At 68.4% G+C, this 14,744-nt stretch carries 15 protein-coding genes; 10 read left to right on the forward strand and 5 right to left on the reverse strand.

What is annotated here, in order from left to right:
- Positions 1–72: 72 nt before the first annotated feature.
- Together ACIPRI_RS19465 and ACIPRI_RS19470 are read right to left on the reverse strand one after the other, a co-directional pair.
- On the reverse strand, positions 73–1,134 hold the full coding sequence (locus tag ACIPRI_RS19465) for a Fe(3+) ABC transporter substrate-binding protein (protein WP_446623123.1): 1,062 nt from the start codon (positions 1,132–1,134) through the stop codon (positions 73–75).
- Between the two features lie 102 nt (positions 1,135–1,236).
- Positions 1,237–1,794, reverse strand: coding sequence for a PaaI family thioesterase (locus tag ACIPRI_RS19470; protein WP_446623124.1), 558 nt, complete (start codon positions 1,792–1,794; stop codon positions 1,237–1,239).
- A 53-nt stretch (positions 1,795–1,847) separates the two neighbouring features.
- On the opposite strand from ACIPRI_RS19470, the gene ACIPRI_RS19475 reads away from it, so the two are divergent.
- The 4 genes from ACIPRI_RS19475 (at position 1,848) to ACIPRI_RS19490 (ending at position 5,898) form a co-directional block, all read left to right on the forward strand.
- The gene (locus ACIPRI_RS19475; RefSeq protein WP_446623125.1) at positions 1,848–2,324 is read left to right on the forward strand and encodes a MarR family winged helix-turn-helix transcriptional regulator; all 477 of its coding nucleotides are present in this window, start codon (positions 1,848–1,850) and stop codon (positions 2,322–2,324) included.
- On the forward strand, positions 2,314–3,600 hold the full coding sequence (locus ACIPRI_RS19480; RefSeq protein WP_446623126.1) for an MFS transporter: 1,287 nt from the start codon (positions 2,314–2,316) through the stop codon (positions 3,598–3,600). Before ACIPRI_RS19475 ends, ACIPRI_RS19480 begins: the two co-directional genes overlap by 11 nt.
- Positions 3,597–5,012 (forward strand): MATE family efflux transporter, encoded by a 1,416-nt coding sequence (locus tag ACIPRI_RS19485; RefSeq protein ID WP_446623127.1) that lies wholly within the window; start codon positions 3,597–3,599, stop codon positions 5,010–5,012. The genes ACIPRI_RS19480 and ACIPRI_RS19485 overlap by 4 nt, the downstream gene beginning before the upstream one ends.
- 127 nt (positions 5,013–5,139) lie before the next feature.
- Positions 5,140–5,898, forward strand: a complete 759-nt coding sequence (locus ACIPRI_RS19490; protein ID WP_446623128.1) for a sulfite exporter TauE/SafE family protein — start codon at positions 5,140–5,142, stop codon at positions 5,896–5,898.
- Between the two features lie 27 nt (positions 5,899–5,925).
- Here the strand turns inward: ACIPRI_RS19490 and ACIPRI_RS19495 are convergent, their stop codons facing one another.
- The 3 genes from ACIPRI_RS19495 to ACIPRI_RS19505 are packed head-to-tail and all read right to left on the reverse strand — an operon-like array spanning position 5,926 to position 7,863.
- Entirely contained in the window at positions 5,926–6,567 is a 642-nt protein-coding gene (locus ACIPRI_RS19495; RefSeq protein WP_446623129.1) for a 2-dehydro-3-deoxy-6-phosphogalactonate aldolase, read from the reverse strand.
- A gap of 19 nt (positions 6,568–6,586) precedes the next feature.
- Positions 6,587–7,474, reverse strand: coding sequence for a 2-dehydro-3-deoxygalactonokinase (locus ACIPRI_RS19500; RefSeq protein WP_446623130.1), 888 nt, complete (start codon positions 7,472–7,474; stop codon positions 6,587–6,589).
- Positions 7,471–7,863 (reverse strand): RidA family protein, encoded by a 393-nt coding sequence (locus ACIPRI_RS19505; RefSeq protein WP_446623131.1) that lies wholly within the window; start codon positions 7,861–7,863, stop codon positions 7,471–7,473. The genes ACIPRI_RS19500 and ACIPRI_RS19505 overlap by 4 nt, the downstream gene beginning before the upstream one ends.
- 118 nt (positions 7,864–7,981) lie before the next feature.
- Here ACIPRI_RS19505 and ACIPRI_RS19510 point away from each other — a divergent pair, with 118 nt between their 5' ends.
- From ACIPRI_RS19510 to ACIPRI_RS19535, 6 genes are read left to right on the forward strand one after another with little or no spacing between them, the layout of a single operon-like run.
- The gene (locus ACIPRI_RS19510; protein WP_446623132.1) at positions 7,982–9,586 is read left to right on the forward strand and encodes an ABC transporter substrate-binding protein; all 1,605 of its coding nucleotides are present in this window, start codon (positions 7,982–7,984) and stop codon (positions 9,584–9,586) included.
- Positions 9,587–9,613: 27 nt separating this feature from the next.
- Positions 9,614–10,564: an ABC transporter permease gene (locus tag ACIPRI_RS19515; protein WP_446623133.1), complete on the forward strand. Its 951-nt coding sequence runs from the start codon at positions 9,614–9,616 to the stop codon at positions 10,562–10,564.
- Positions 10,561–11,418: an ABC transporter permease gene (locus ACIPRI_RS19520; protein ID WP_446623134.1), complete on the forward strand. Its 858-nt coding sequence runs from the start codon at positions 10,561–10,563 to the stop codon at positions 11,416–11,418. The genes ACIPRI_RS19515 and ACIPRI_RS19520 overlap by 4 nt, the downstream gene beginning before the upstream one ends.
- 1 nt (position 11,419) lies before the next feature.
- Positions 11,420–12,469: an ABC transporter ATP-binding protein gene (locus tag ACIPRI_RS19525; protein WP_446623135.1), complete on the forward strand. Its 1,050-nt coding sequence runs from the start codon at positions 11,420–11,422 to the stop codon at positions 12,467–12,469.
- Entirely contained in the window at positions 12,466–13,449 is a 984-nt protein-coding gene (locus ACIPRI_RS19530; protein WP_446623136.1) for an ABC transporter ATP-binding protein, read from the forward strand. Before ACIPRI_RS19525 ends, ACIPRI_RS19530 begins: the two co-directional genes overlap by 4 nt.
- Before the next feature lie 7 nt (positions 13,450–13,456).
- Positions 13,457–14,731 (forward strand): amino acid deaminase, encoded by a 1,275-nt coding sequence (locus ACIPRI_RS19535; RefSeq protein ID WP_446623137.1) that lies wholly within the window; start codon positions 13,457–13,459, stop codon positions 14,729–14,731.
- Positions 14,732–14,744: the final 13 nt, after the last annotated feature.

Below are 14,744 nucleotides of genomic sequence, written 5' to 3' on the forward strand. Positions count from 1 at the left end.
CAAAGGGCCGCGCAAGCGCGAACGCCCTTTGCTGCTGCCGCGGCACGCTCGCGCCGGGTTCCGCCGCTGCGGTCACTGGTCGAAACCGACCTTGTCGATCAATGCGCTGGCTTGCTTGCGGTACTTGGCGATCTCGATGATGGGCAGCGGATCGGCCTTGAGCTCGCCGATGGTTTCGCCGATCACCGGCTCCAGTGCCACGCCGCGGCGCACCGGGTATTCGTAGTTGGTTTCGGCGTAGAAGGCCTGGGCCGAATCGGAAACCAGGAACTCCATCAGCTTGGCCGCGTTGGCGCGGTTGGGCGCGTTCTTGGCCAGCGCGGCGCCGCTGATGTTGACGTGCGTGCCGCCGTTCTTGCCGGCGAAGGTCGGGCGGATCACCTTGATGGCATCGCCCCACTTGCGCGCGTCGCTGCCTTCCTTGGCGTTCTTCATCTGGCCCACGTAGTAGGAATTGGCAATGCCGATGTCGCAAATGCCGCCCAGGATGTCGCGCGCCACGTCGCGGTCGCCGCCGGTGGCCTTGCGCGCCAGGTTGGCTTTGACGCCGCGCAGCCACTGCTCGGTCTTGGCCGCGCCGTCATGCGCGATCATGGCTGCCACAAGCGCGGTGTTGTAGGGATGCTGGCCGGCGCGGATGCAGACCTTGCCCTTGTACTTGGGGTCGGCCAGGTCTTCGTAGCGGAAGCTGCTGATCGGCAGCTTCTTGTCGGCGTACAGCACGCGGGCGCGCATCGACAGGGCATACCACTGGCCGTCGGTGCCGCGCAGGTTGGCCGGCACCGCGGCGTCCATCACCGGCGACTTCAGCGGCTGGGTGACGCCGCCATCGACCAGGTCGACCAGGTTGCCGATGTCCACCGTCATCAGCACGTCGGCCGGCGAGCGGGCGCCTTCTGCCTTGACGCGCTCGAGCAGGCCGTCCTTGACGAACACGGTGTTGACCTTGACGCCGGTTTGGGCGGTAAAGGCGGTCAGAAGTGGCTGGATCAGGCCGGCTTCGCGCGTGGTGTAGAGCGTGACTTCGTCGGCAGCGGCATGCGCGGGCAGGGCGAAGGTGGCGAGCGAAATGACGAGTGAGGCGGCGGCGATGCCGGTCAGCGTGCAGAGGCGCTGGGACAGACGTGCGGTCATGGCGGGTTCCAGTGGTAAGGATGTCGGATATCGGCCATTCCTTACGAATGCCGATACGAATCATTATCACTGCACTTGGCGTTCCCGCCAGGCAGGCAAAGCCTACTTGCTCGCCGAATCCGGACGCTTCAACTCGAAGACCAGGCAGGTGGTGGTGGCGTGGGCGTACAGGGTGCCGTCCGGCCCGAAGAGCCGCGCTTCGGCCGTGGCGAGCTGGCGGCCGACATGGATCACCTTGCCTTCGGCGCGAACGCGCGGCGCCTTCGGCCCGAGGGCCTTGACCAGGTTCACACCCAGCTCGGCCGTGGTGTAGCCGCGGCCGGCCGGCATGGTGGTGTGCACTGCACAGCCCAGGGCCGAGTCGAGCAGGGTGGCGTACCAGCCGCCGTGGACGGTGCCCATGGGGTTCATGTGTTCCGGCAGCGGCGTGCCCTGGAACACGGCGCGGCCATGGCTGACCTCGAGCAGCTGGAAAGACAATGTCTTGGCAATCGGCGGATAGGGCAGTTCGCCGCGCAGCATCGCTTCCATCATCTGCAGGCCTGTCAAGCCGGCGACCTGTTCGGGCCGTGCCACGCCCACGCCTACCCCTGCATCCAGACGCTGCACGACCTCTTGCTCCTCTGCCAGCCATGCTTCCAATTGATTGATCTCGCTCATGAAAGATGTCCTGTAAGTTGCATATGCAATTATTGTAGCTACAATCTTGCCGCATGAACACCGCCGTTGAACGGAAGCCCCAGGGCTGCACCAACCTCAAGGTGCGCCAGCTGATGCGCAGGTTGAGCCAGCACTACGACATCGAGATGTCCAAGTGCGGCCTCAAGACCACGCAGTATTCGCTGCTGTCGCATGCCGTGAACCTGGGCCCCATCCGCCCGGCCGACCTGGCCCAGGTGATGCAGATGACGCCTTCGACCCTGAGCCGCAACCTGCAGCCGCTGGTGGCGGCCGGCTGGCTGGTGCAGGGCGCCGGCGCCGACGCGCGCAGCCGGCTGGTGCAGGCCACTGACGCCGGCCGCGAGAAGCGGCGCGAGGCGCAGCGCCACTGGAAGGTGGCGCAGCAAACCATCAATGCCCAGCTGGGCGTGGAGCGCGTGCTGGCGCTGCATGCCCTGATCGACGAAAGCCTGGCGCTGCTGCAAGGCACCGACGAACCCGAACTCGAAGGAGTAGGCGATGCCTCCTGAATCCAGCGCGGCGGCCGCCGCCGTTTCCCCGACCGCCGTGCCGGCGCGGCCTTCGGCGCAACTGGCCCTGTGGCTGGTGCTGCTGGCCGCAGCCGGCACTTTCGCCCTGACCATGGGCGTGCGCCAGACCATGGGCCTGTTCCTGTCTTCGCTCAACACGTCCACGGGGCTGGGCATCGGCAGCATCAGCCTGGCCTTTGCCTTCGGCCAGCTGTGGTGGGGCCTGACACAACCCTTCGCCGGCGCGGTGGCCGACCGCATCGGCACCGGCCGCGTGATCTTCATCGGCGTGCTGCTGGTGGCGCTGGGCACCATCATCACGCCGCTGATGACCAGCACCGCCGGCCTGATCTTCGCCATCGGCGTGCTGGCCGCGGGTGGTGCCGGCATGGCGGGGCCCTCGGTGCTGATGGCCGCCACCACGCGCCTGGTGCCGCCGGCGCGGCGCGGGCTCGCAAGCGGCATCGTGAACGCAGGCGGCTCCTTCGGCCAGTTCGCCATGGCGCCGATCGCGGTGGCGCTGATCGCTTCCACCGGCTGGGCCAATGCCATGCAGTGGCTGGGCGCCATCATCCTGCTGGCGCTGCCGGCGGTCTTCGTGCTCAAGGGCAATTCGAATCATCTGGCTGCAGCGGCGGCCGCGGCGTCGGCGGCCAAGCCGCTGTCAGCGCGCGAAGCGGTGGCGCAGGCGCTGGCCAACCCCAGCTACCGCCTGCTGAACATCGGCTTTTTTGTCTGCGGCTTCCACGTGGCCTTTCTGGCCACGCACCTGCCGGGTGTGGTGGAGGCTTGCGGCCTGAGCCCGCAGATCGGTGCCTGGTCGCTGGCCATGATCGGCCTGTTCAACATCGTCGGCAGCTTGGGCATGGGGTGGGCCGTCAGCCGCTGGCGCATGAAGTCGCTGCTATCGCTGCTGTACGCCACGCGCGGGCTCGCGGTGCTGGTGTTTCTGCTCGCGCCCAAGACGCCTGCGGTGATGCTGGTCTTTGCCGCGGTGATGGGCGTGACCTTCCTGTCGACCGTGCCGCCCACGGTGGGCCTGGTGGCCAAGTTCTTCGGCCCGGCCAACATGGCCATGCTGTTCGGCATCGTGATGCTGGCGCACCAGGTCGGCGGCTTCCTCGGCGCCTGGCTGGGCGGGCGCGTGTTCGAGGCCACCGGCAGCTACGACTGGGTCTGGTACATCGACATCCTGCTGGCCGCCGGCGCGGCGCTGGTGAATCTGCCGATTCGCGAGGCGCATCCGCCGCGCGCAGCCGCAAAGGCCGCGGCATGAGCGGTGCTGTGCTTGACCCGCGCACGCGCCTCCTGCTGGAAGGCCCGATTGCGCCCACGCTGCTGCGCCTGGCCTTTCCCAATGTGCTGGTGATGCTGGCGCAGGCGGCAGTCGGCCTGATCGAAACCTACTTCGTCGGCAAGCTGGGCGCCGATGCGCTGGCTTCCATGGCGCTGGTCTTTCCGGTCGTGATGCTGATGCAGATGACCTCGGCCGGCGCCATGGGCGGCGGCATCGCGTCTTCCATCGCGCGGGCGCTGGGCGCGGGGCGGCGCGCCGATGCCGATGCGCTGGTGCTGCATGCCTTGGTGATCGCGCTGGGCTTCGGGCTGGTGTTCAGCGCCGCACTGCTGCTCGGCGGTCCGCGCCTGTACGCGGCCATGGGCGGCACCGGCGCTTCGCTGGACGGCGCGCTGGTCTATTCCAACTGGGTCTTTGCGGGCGCCGTGCTGGTGTGGCTCTTCAACTCGCTGGCCGCGGTGATCCGCGGCACCGGCAACATGGCGGTACCGGCCAACGTGACGGTGGCGGGCGTGGTGGTGCTGATCCCGCTGTCGCCGCTGCTCATCTTCGGCTGGGGTCCGGTGCCCGCCATGGGCATCGCCGGCGGCGCCGCGGCCCTGTTGCTGTATTACCTGGGCGGCAGCCTGGCGCTGTGGCTCTACCTGCGTTCGCCGCGCAGCATGCTCAAGCCGCGCATCGCCGGCGTGCGCCTGCAGTGGCCGCTGCTTCGCGACATCCTGCGCATCGGCCTGTTCGGCACGGTGTCCACGGTGGCGACCAACCTGTCGATCGGCATCGCGACTGCGCTGGCCGGGCAGTTCGGCCCTGGCGCCATTGCGGGCTATGGCACGGCGGCGCGGCTGGAATACCTCTTGGTGCCGCTGGTGTTCGGCTTCGGGGCGCCGCTCCTGGCGATGGTCGGCACCTGCATGGGCGCCGGACAGAAGCAGCGCGCGCTGCACGCCGCCTGGGTCGGCGCTGCCATGGCCTTCGCGGTGACCGAGGTCATCGGATTGGCGGCGGCCTTCTTTCCCTATCAGTGGCTGCTGCTCTTCGGCAACGATCCGGCGATGCTCGAAGCGGGCGCGCAGTACCTGCGCGTAGTCGGCCCGCTCTACGGATTCTTCGGCATTGGACTGGTGCTGTATTTCGCTTCGCAAGGGGCCGGGCGGCTGTTGTGGCCGGTGCTGGGCAACCTGGCGCGGCTGGCAGTGGCGGGCCTGGGTGGCTGGCTGGCGCTGCGCTGGGGCGGGGCGCTGGTCCAGGTGTTCGTGGCGCAAGGCCTGGCGCTGCTGGTGTATGGCGTGTTCATCGCCGCGGCCATTGCCGGCGGCGCCTGGTTCGGGCGTATCGGCTGGCCCCGGTCGACGGCAGCGCTGATGCGGCGCTTCGAGGCGACGATCAGTTAGCCTCGGGGGCGATGCTCCCCTGTTTCCCGACAACAACGAACAAGGTGGCGCGCCGACCGCATGGCGCGCCGCACGACTCCCCCGGATCGACCAGCGAGACGCGTGCGCTGCAAGAAGGGCGCAGCGCATGACATTTGCACAAGGCATCCTCTTCCTCCTGTGCGTGGCGCTCGCGACCTGGGCGCAGGCGCTCACCGGTTTTGCCTTTGCGCTGATCCTGCTGGGCTTGGTCGGGCTGATGGAGCTGGTGCCGCTGGCCGATGCCGCCAACGTGGCCAGCGTGCTGAGCCTGGTGCAGGCGATCGTGGTGCTCAAGGGCTCGCGCAAGTCGCTCGACCTGCAGGTGCTGCGCGACACCCTGACCGGCAGCGTGTTCGGCGTGGCGGCCGGCGTCTTCCTGCTGGGCTGGCTGAGCGGCAACGTGGTGATGCTGCTGCGCCTGCTGCTGGGCCTGACCATCCTCGCCTGCGCCGCCATCCTGATGCTGCAGGCGCAGCCGCTGGCGCAGCGCTCGCCGCCGGCCGTCTTTCGCGCCTATGGCGTGGTCGCGGGGCTGATGAGCGGCCTGTTCTCCACCGCCGGGCCGCCGCTGGTCTATCACCTCTACCGCCAGCCGATGAATCCGGTCGCGGTGCGCCAGACCCTGGTGATGATCTTTGGCGCCAGTTCCGTGCTGCGCCTGGCGCTGGTGGTGCCTGCCGGCCAGTTCGGCTTGCCGGCCCTGGGGCTCAGCCTGCTCGCCACGCCGCTGGTGGTCGGCCTGAGCTGGTGGATGCGCCGGCATCCGCCCGGCTGGTCGCCGCGCGTGGTGCGCAGCATCGTCTGCCTGCTGCTGGTGCTGGCGGGTACGGCCCTGGCGGTACCGGCGCTCGTGCACTATCTATGACAGAAGGCCGCGAGGCCAGGCGCCCGCTCAGGCGCGCAGGAGGCCCCGGTAGGCGGCGGCGAAGCGCAGCGCATCTTCGGCGACCGCCGCCGCGCTCTTGCCGGGCTTGTACAAGGCCGAGCCGATGCCGAAGCCGGCGGCGCCGGCCGCATGCCAGGCGGCCATGTTGTCCGGCGCGATGCCGCCCACCGGCATCAGCCTTGTTCCGGCCGGCAGCACCGCCAGCAGGGCCTTCACCACCGCCGGCGACGCCGCCTCGGCCGGGAACAGCTTGAGGCCCGACGCGCCGGCGGCCAGCGCGGCAAAGGCCTCGCTCGGGCTCAGGATGCCGGGCAGGCTGACCATGCCGAGCCGCTTCGTCTCTGCAATCACCTCGCGGTTGCAGTCGGGCGACACGATCAGCTCGCCGCCGGCATCTTTCACGGCCCGAACTTGTTGCACCTCGAGCACCGTGCCGGCACCCACCAGTGCCTGCGGAAAGCGCTGGCGCAGCAATGCGATGCTCTTCAAGGGCTCGGGCGAATTGAGCGGTACTTCGAGCATGCGAAAGCCGGCTTCGACGATCGCCTCGCCAATGGCCGGCGCTTCGTCGGGCGCGAGGCCGCGCAGGATCGCGACCAGGGGAAGCTGGCTCGCGGCCGTCTGGAATTTCTCGTGGGGTGTGCTCATGGTCTTGCGGACTTGATCGTCAATGGGTGGAGGACAGTGCGTGCAAGCCAGCCCAGGTCGCCTCGGAGCCCAAGGTGCGGGCCTCGCTGCCATGCACCTTCTTCAAGGCCAGCGCATAGCGCCGCGTGAGGGCCGGCGCGCCGATCAGCACCAGTTGGCGGGTCTTGGCGACGAGCGATTGCGCGCGCAATTCCTCGCCGATCAGCACGCCCGACAGATAGCTGGAAAGCGCGCTCGCCGGCATGCGCTCGAACAAGGCCAGGGTGCGTGCGCCGAAGGCGTTGTGCAGCAGGCCTTCGCCATTGCCGGCCCGCTGCACGCCCTGCAAAAACGCCGCTTCATCCAGCGGCGCCGTGGCGTCGAGCGTGCGCGCCAGGATCGAATGCTGGCTGAGCAGCGCATAGAACTCGCCCGTCATGAAGGTGCGAAAGCCCGTCACCCGGCCTTCTTCGACCCGCGCCCATTTGTTGTGCGTGCCGGGCAGCACGAAGAGGCCGTCGCGCACACCGGTCAGCGCCATGGCGCCGAAGATCTGCACCTCTTCGCCGCGCATCACGTCGGGCACGCCGTCGTGCTCGATGGCGAGGCCCGGCACGATGGCGATGCGGTCCGGCTCGATCTCCAGCACCCGCGCGCGCACCTCGGCCAGGCCGGCCGGGCAGGGGCAGTAGGGCGCTTCCACCCAGCCCTGTTTGCTGCCGGCCATGCCGGCGATCAGGCAGCGCGTTCCGGGCTCGCGCATCCACTCGCCGAACAGCGCCTGGAACACATCGCCGAAGGCGCCGCGCTCGACCGTGAGGATGCCGCGCGCATGGCTGTGCTCTTCCAGCACGCGGCCGTCGGCGTCAATCAGCGCGCCGCGCAGCGAACTGGTGCCCCAGTCGACCGCAACCAGTCGCGAGCTCATGCCTTCGGCTTGTAGGCCGTGACGTCGATCTCGACCTTGGCGTCGATCATCAGGCGCGATTCGACGGTGGAGCGGGCTGGCCGGTGGTCGCCCAGCAGCTCCATGTAGACGCGGTTGAAGCTGCCGAAGTCGCGGGCGTCGTTGAGCCACACGCTGACCTTGGCGATATCCGACAGCTTGCAGTCGGCCAGCGCCAGCGCTTCCTCGACGCGCTTGAAGACCTGGCGCGTCTGTGCCTCGATGCCCCCCACGATCACCTGGCCCTGGTCGTCGGTGGGCACCTGCCCGGAGACAAAGACGAAATCGCCGGCGCGGGTGGCCGGCGAAAGAGGGCGCGCCTGGCGATCGGAGGCGATGGGTGACTGGCCGAGCATTTCAACTTGGGGCATGGTTCGCACCTTTTTGGTGTAAGAAGATTACAGAAAAACTAGGGATTAACCCGAAATTGACGCCTTAAGGCGTGTCAAATACGATTTGCCATGTAATGTTATTACTCATGGAGCCGCGATGCAAACTTCTGCCGACACTGTAGCCACAACTGGTATTTGCAAGCCCTTCGCGGCTGCCGCCCCGAGGCGGCACGTGCTGGCGGGCGCCCTGGCCACCGCGCTGACGCTGGTCCTTTCGCCCGGCCTCACGCAAGCCGAGCCGGCCAAGGGCGGCGCCGCCAATCTGGCGATGGTCGGCGAGCCGCAGGGCCTCGATCCGATGACCAGCACCGCCGACCTGGTGGGCACCATCATGCAGCACGTGTATGAGCCGCTCTACACCTTCGACGCCAGCTGGAAGGTGGCGCCGATGCTGGCCGAAGGCATGCCGACGGTGTCCAAGGATGGGCTGGCCTACACCATCGCCATCCGCAAGGGCGTGAAGCTGCACAACGGCCGCGACCTGAACGCCGACGATGTGGTGGCCTCGCTGCAGCGCTGGATGGAACTGTCGCCGCGCGGCAAGGCGGTGGGCAAGGAAGTGGCATCGCTCACGGCCAAGGGCGCCAACACGGTCGAGCTCAAGCTGAAGAGCCCGTACGCGCCACTCCTGGCCCAGCTGGCCCTGCCCAGCGGCATGGCGGCCATCATGGCCAAGGAAAGCATCGCGCCGCAGATCACCGAATTCATCGGCACCGGCCCTTACAAGTTCAAGGAGCGCCGCCCCGATCAGTTCACTGTGCTGACCCGCTTCGACGGCTACTCGGCGCGCAAGGAGGCGCCCAGCGGCTACGCCGGCAAGCGCGAGGCCCTGCTCGACGAGCTGCGCTTCGTGCCGGTGCCCAGCGCCAACACGCGTGTCGAAGGCGCGCTGTCGGGCCAGTTCCAGTACGCCGATCTGCTGCCGGTGGAAGCGGCGGGCCGCATCGAGAAGGGCCAGCCTGCCGTGGTGCCGATCGTGACCAAGAACTTCGGCTTCCCCTACATCGTGTTCAACACCAAGGAGGGCGTGCTGGCCCAGCAACCCCTGCGCCGCGCGGTGCAACAAGCCGTGGGGCAGGGCGAGCTGCTGGCCGCGGGCTTCGGCGACAACCGCTTCTTCGTGGTGGAGCCCAACTTCTTCCCCAAGGGCACGCCGTACTACTCGGACGCGGGCAGCAAGATGTACAACACGCGCGACGCCAAGGGCGCCAAGGAAGCCGCCGCCAAGGCCGGCTACGACGGCAAGCCGGTGCGCATCATGGCCAGCCGCCAGTACGAGTTCCACTACAACATGGCGCTGGTGATGTCCGAGCAGCTCAAGAAGGCCGGCTTCAAGACCGACCTGCAGGTGGTCGACTGGGCCACCCTGGTGCAGCGCCGCAACGACGCCAAGCTGTGGGACGTCTACATCACCCATTCGGGCCTGTTCCCCGAGCCGATGCTGTCGCCGCCGCAACTGGGCGACGGCGCGCCGGGCTGGTGGGACTCGGCTGCCAAGAAGAGCACGCTCTCGGCTTTCAACACCGAAGTCGACCCGGCCAAGCGCGGCCAGCTCTGGGGCGCGGTGCAGCAGACGGTGTATGACGAGGTGCCCTTCATCGAGGTGGGCAAGTTCAACAGCCTGTCGGCGCGCTCGGCCAAGCTGGAGGGCTACACGCCCGCCATCTGGCCTTTCTTCTGGAACACCGGCCTGGCCAAGTAAGCCAGGCGCGATAGGGGAGGGTTCCAAATGCTTCACTTTCTGCTGCGCCGCCTGGCCGGCGCCTTCGTGGTGCTGGCCATCGTCGCCGTGCTGGTCTTCCTGCTGACGCGGCTGGCCTCGGGCGATCCGGTGGCCCTGCTGCTGGGCGACCAGGCCACCACCGCCGACATTGCCAAGGCCCGCGTCCAGTACGGCCTGGACAAGCCGCTCACCACGCAGTTCGTGCTGTGGCTGGGCGAGCTGGCGCAGGGCAACCTGGGGCAGTCGCTCTTCTTGCAGCGGCCGGTGTCGCAGGCGCTGCTGGAGCGTGCCGAGCCCACGCTGTTCCTGGCGCTGTTTGCGGTCTTCATTGCCGCGCTGATCGGCATCCCGGCCGGCATGGCCGCCGCCGTCTGGCGCGGCAGCAGCGCCGACCAGGCCGTGAGCGGCGTGGCCATGCTGGGCGCCAGCGTGCCCAGCTTCTGGCTGGGCCTCATCCTGATCCAGTTCTTCGCCGTCAAGCTGGGCTGGTTTCCGGCCTCGGGCTATGGCGACCCAATGGCCACCCTGGGCGAGCGGCTGCATCACCTGCTGCTGCCGGCGCTGGTGCTGGGCCTGTTGAACTCGGCCCTCATCATCCGCTTCACCCGCGCTTCCATGCTCGACATCCTGGGCGAGGACTATGTGCGCACCGCACGCGCCAAGGGCCTGCCCGAGGGCGTGATCATGGTGAAGCACGTGCTGCGCAATGCGCTGGTGCCGATCGTCACGGTGCTCGGCCTGACCTTGGCGCTGATGATCGGCGGCACGGTGGTCACCGAGACGGTGTTCAACCTGCCCGGCGTCGGCAACCTGGTGGTGCGCGCGGTGCTGCGGCGCGACTACCCGGTGATCCAGGGCACGCTGCTCGTGATCGCCGCCATCTACGTCTTCATCAACCTGGGCGTGGACTTTCTCTACACGCTGGTCGATCCGCGCATCCGCCTGGAGGGTAAATGAGCATGGCCATCTTCCGTGGTGCAGCCCCGATGCTGCGCAAGCTCTTTGCCCGCAAGATCGTGCTGGCGGCTGCCATGGTGCTGCTGATGGTGCTGTGCGTGGCGCTGTTCTACCCGATGCTGTCGGATGCCGATCCGACTGCGATCTCGATCAGCGAGCGCCTGAATTCGCCTTCGGCCGCCCACTGGGCCGGCACCGACGAACTGGGCCGCGACGTGATGCTGCGCATCATTCATGGCGCCCGCTATTCGCTGTCGATCGGCTTCGTCACCGCGGCCGGCGCGGTGCTGTTCGGCACCCTGCTGGGCATGTTGGCCGGCTTCTTCCGCCGCCTCGATGCACCGCTGATGCGCCTGGTCGACGCCATGATGTCCTTCCCCGACATCCTGCTGGGCATCGCCTTGGTCTCGATCCTCGGTGTGTCGCTGTGGAACGTGATGCTGGCGCTGGTGATCGTCTACACACCTCGGGTGGCACGGGTGGTGCGCGCCACCACGCTGGTGCTGCGCGAGCTGCTGTTCGTCGACGCCGCCCGCGCGCTGGGCGTGCGCACGCCGCGCATTCTGGGCAAGCACATCCTGCCCAACCTGATGTCGCCGATCCTGGTGCAGGTCACCTTCATCTTTGCCTACGCCATCCTGGCCGAAGCGGGGCTGTCGTTCCTGGGCGTCGGCGTGCCGCCGGACATTCCCACGTGGGGCACCATGATCGCCGGCAGCCTGGAATACGCGGACAAGGCCTTCTGGACCATCTTCTGTCCGGGCGTGGCGATCGTGCTGACGGCGCTGTCGCTGCAGATGCTGGGTGATGGCGTGCGCGACCTGCTGGACCCGAAACTGAAGAAGGCGGCCTGACATGAACGCCACCACCACGATGAACACCCAGGCGCCGCGCCTCGAAGTGCGCGGCCTGTCCACCTCCTTCGCCACCGACGCCGGCCGCATCCAGAGCGTGGCCGACGTGTCCTTCTCGATCCGCCCCGGCCAGACGCTGGCGCTGGTGGGCGAGTCGGGCTCGGGCAAGTCGGTGACCAGCCTCACGCTGATGGGCCTGCATGCCAAGACCTCGCAGGCGCAGGTGACGGGCGAAGCCTTTTTCGTGCGGCGCGACGGCCAGCGCGTCGATCTGCTGCAGCTGCCCGAAGCCGACAAGCGCGCGCTGCGCGGCAACGAGCTGGGCATGATCTTCCAGGAGCCGATGACCAGCCTCAACCCGGTGCTGACCATCGGCGAGCAGATTGCCGAATCGGTGCGCCTGCACCTGAGGTTGGACCGCAAGGCGGCGCTGGCCCATGCGCAGCGCATGCTGGAACTGGTCGAGATTCCGGCCGCGAAGCAGCGCGTGCACGAGTACCCACACCAACTGTCGGGCGGCATGCGCCAGCGCGTGATGATCGCCCTGGCCATGGCCTGCAACCCGACCCTGCTGATCGCCGACGAGCCGACCACTGCGCTCGACGTGACCATCCAGGCGCAGATCCTGGCACTGATGGGCCGGCTGCAGAAAGAGACGGGCATGAGCATGCTCTTCGTCACGCACAACCTGGGTGTGGTGGCGCAGTACGCGGATGCGGTGGCCGTGATGTATGCCGGCCGCATCGTCGAATCGGCGCCGGTGCACGAACTGTTTGCTGCACCTTCGCATCCCTACACGCGGGGCCTGCTGGCCTGCCTGCCGGGCGTGGCGCGGCAGCGCGGCCAGTCTCATGTGCCGGGCAAACGGCCGCAGCTGGTGGCCATTCCCGGCCAGGTATCGAGCCCGCTGGCGCCGCCGCCGGGCTGCGCCTTCGCGCCGCGCTGCAGCTACGCGCGTGCGGCCTGCAACGACGCCATGCCGGCACTGGAAACAGCCGGCGGCGAGCGCATGGTGCGCTGCATTGGATTCACCGAACAGGAGGCCGCATGAGCGCCGTATTGGAAGACAGCCGGAACCTGCTGGAGATCAAGGGCCTGCGCAAATACTTCGGCAAGGGAACGCACCCGGTGCGCGCGGTGGACGACGTGAGCTTCACCATTCGCCAGGGTGAGACGCTGGGCCTGGTGGGCGAATCGGGCTCGGGCAAGAGCACCATCGGCCGCCTGCTGACGCGCCTGGTCGACCCCACCGACGGGCAGATGCTCTACACGCCGCAGGGCTCCGACGCGGCGCCAACGGACCTGGCGGGCCTTTCTCAAGCGCAGTTCCGCCCGCTGCGCTCCAAGGTGCAGATCATTTTTCAGGACCCGTACGCCAGCCTGAACCCGCGCATGCGCATCCGTGACGTGCTGGGCGAGGCGCTCGATACGCACGGCCTGGCCAAGGGCGCGGCGCGCACGCCGCGCATCCACGAACTGTTGCAGCAGGTCGGCCTGCGGCCTGAGCACGCGGATCGCTTTCCGCACGAGTTCTCCGGCGGCCAGCGCCAGCGCATCGGCATCGCCCGGGCGCTGGCGGTGCAGCCGCAGTTCATCGTGGCGGACGAGCCGCTGTCGGCGCTCGACGTGTCGATCCAGGCGCAGGTGGTGAACCTCCTGGGCGAGTTGAAGGAAAAGCTCAAGCTCACTTTGCTCTTCATCTCGCACGACCTGGATGTGGTGGAGTACCTGTGTGACCGCGTGGTGGTGCTGTACCTGGGCCGCGTGATGGAGATTGCGCCGACGCATTCGCTGTACGCCAGCCCCAGGCATCCCTACACCCGCGCCTTGCTGGCTGCCGCGCCCATTCCCGACCCGGCCCAGCGCCGCGAGGTGCCGCTGCTGCAGGGCGACCTGCCCAGCCCGGCGAACCCGCCGTCGGGCTGCGTGTTCCGCACCCGCTGCCCGCGCGCGGAGGCGCGCTGCGCCAGCGCCGACATGGCCTTGCGCGAAGTCGCTCCCGGACACTGGCATGCTTGCTGGAAGGAATGAACACGCCATGACTGAAGAAGAACTGATCCTCGACCACCGCAACAAGAGCTACCCCCTGGGCGCCGCGCCCTGCCGCGCCGCCGACATCGGCGCCAAGGGCTGGAACGTTCTGGCGGACGACATGCCCTATCCGCTGGCGGCCATCCGCCGCTCGGCGCTGGCGCACAACATCGCCTGGATGCAGGACTTCGCGCAGCGCAAGGGCGTGGCGCTGGCGCCGCACGGCAAGACGACCATGTCGCCGGAGCTGTTCCGCCAGCAGTTGGAAGGCGGCGCCTGGGGCCTGACCTTCGCCACCATCTTCCAACTGGCGGTCGGCGTGGAAGCGGGTGCGCGCCGCGCCATCATCGCCAACCAGGTGCTGGCCGATGCCGACCTGGACGGCTTGGCCAAGCTGCTGGCCGAGCATCAGGACCTGCGAGTCTGGTTCCTGGTCGATTCGCTGGCGCAGCTGGCCATGATCGAGGACTGGGCCCGACGCCGCAAATACGGCCGCCGCTTCGACACCCTGCTGGAAATCGGCGTGCCGGGCCAGCGCACCGGCGTGCGCACGCTGGAGGAGGCGCTGGCGCTGGCCCGCGCCATCGCCCGTTCGCCAGCCGCCAGGCTCGGCGGCATCGAGTGCTACGAAGGCGGCGTCGCCCAATGCAACAGCGAGCATGACGCGCGCGAGGTGAGTGCGCTGGTGCAGCGCGTGACCGAGGCCGCGCGCGCCTGCGATGCGGAGAACCTCTTTTCGGAAGACAGCATCCTGCTCACGGCTGGCGGCTCGGCGGTGTTCGACCTGGTGGTGCCGCTGTTGCGCACCCAGGGCCTGTCGCGGCAGGTTGCGGGCGTGCTGCGCTCGGGCTGCTACATCACGCACGACCATGGCAACTACCAGCGCTTCCTGAAGCTGGTGGAGCGCCGCGAGGGCCTGGACGCTTCGCTGCGTCCGGCACTGGAGGTATGGGCCATGGTGCAGTCGGTGCCCGAGCCCGGGCTGGCGCTGCTCACCTGTGGCCGGCGCGACATCTCCTACGACCTGGAGATGCCCATCCCGGTGCGCCATGCGCCGCGCGGCACGCGCCAGGCCCAGCCGGTGCCGGCCGATTGGAAGATCAGCGCGCTCAACGACCAGCATGCCTATCTGCGCTTCGACCCGGCAGGCCGCGTGCCGCAGGTGGGCGACCGCGTGGTGCTGGGCATCTCGCACCCGTGCACCACCTTCGACAAATGGCGCTGGCTGCCGCTCGTCGAAGACGATGGCGCGGTGAGCGGCGCCATCAGCACGCGCTTCTGAACAACGAAGAAGA

Source organism: Variovorax sp. LARHSF232, assembly GCF_052871435.1.

Coding starts and splice junctions, on each gene's coding strand:
- ACIPRI_RS19465 (WP_446623123.1), bottom strand. CDS start 1,134: ATGACCGCACGTCTGTCCCAGCGCCTCTGCACGCTGACCGGCATCGCC.
- ACIPRI_RS19470 (WP_446623124.1), bottom strand. CDS start 1,794: ATGAGCGAGATCAATCAATTGGAAGCATGGCTGGCAGAGGAGCAAGAG.
- ACIPRI_RS19475 (WP_446623125.1), top strand. CDS start 1,848: ATGAACACCGCCGTTGAACGGAAGCCCCAGGGCTGCACCAACCTCAAG.
- ACIPRI_RS19480 (WP_446623126.1), top strand. CDS start 2,314: ATGCCTCCTGAATCCAGCGCGGCGGCCGCCGCCGTTTCCCCGACCGCC.
- ACIPRI_RS19485 (WP_446623127.1), top strand. CDS start 3,597: ATGAGCGGTGCTGTGCTTGACCCGCGCACGCGCCTCCTGCTGGAAGGC.
- ACIPRI_RS19490 (WP_446623128.1), top strand. CDS start 5,140: ATGACATTTGCACAAGGCATCCTCTTCCTCCTGTGCGTGGCGCTCGCG.
- ACIPRI_RS19495 (WP_446623129.1), bottom strand. CDS start 6,567: ATGAGCACACCCCACGAGAAATTCCAGACGGCCGCGAGCCAGCTTCCC.
- ACIPRI_RS19500 (WP_446623130.1), bottom strand. CDS start 7,474: ATGAGCTCGCGACTGGTTGCGGTCGACTGGGGCACCAGTTCGCTGCGC.
- ACIPRI_RS19505 (WP_446623131.1), bottom strand. CDS start 7,863: ATGCCCCAAGTTGAAATGCTCGGCCAGTCACCCATCGCCTCCGATCGC.
- ACIPRI_RS19510 (WP_446623132.1), top strand. CDS start 7,982: ATGCAAACTTCTGCCGACACTGTAGCCACAACTGGTATTTGCAAGCCC.
- ACIPRI_RS19515 (WP_446623133.1), top strand. CDS start 9,614: ATGCTTCACTTTCTGCTGCGCCGCCTGGCCGGCGCCTTCGTGGTGCTG.
- ACIPRI_RS19520 (WP_446623134.1), top strand. CDS start 10,561: ATGAGCATGGCCATCTTCCGTGGTGCAGCCCCGATGCTGCGCAAGCTC.
- ACIPRI_RS19525 (WP_446623135.1), top strand. CDS start 11,420: ATGAACGCCACCACCACGATGAACACCCAGGCGCCGCGCCTCGAAGTG.
- ACIPRI_RS19530 (WP_446623136.1), top strand. CDS start 12,466: ATGAGCGCCGTATTGGAAGACAGCCGGAACCTGCTGGAGATCAAGGGC.
- ACIPRI_RS19535 (WP_446623137.1), top strand. CDS start 13,457: ATGACTGAAGAAGAACTGATCCTCGACCACCGCAACAAGAGCTACCCC.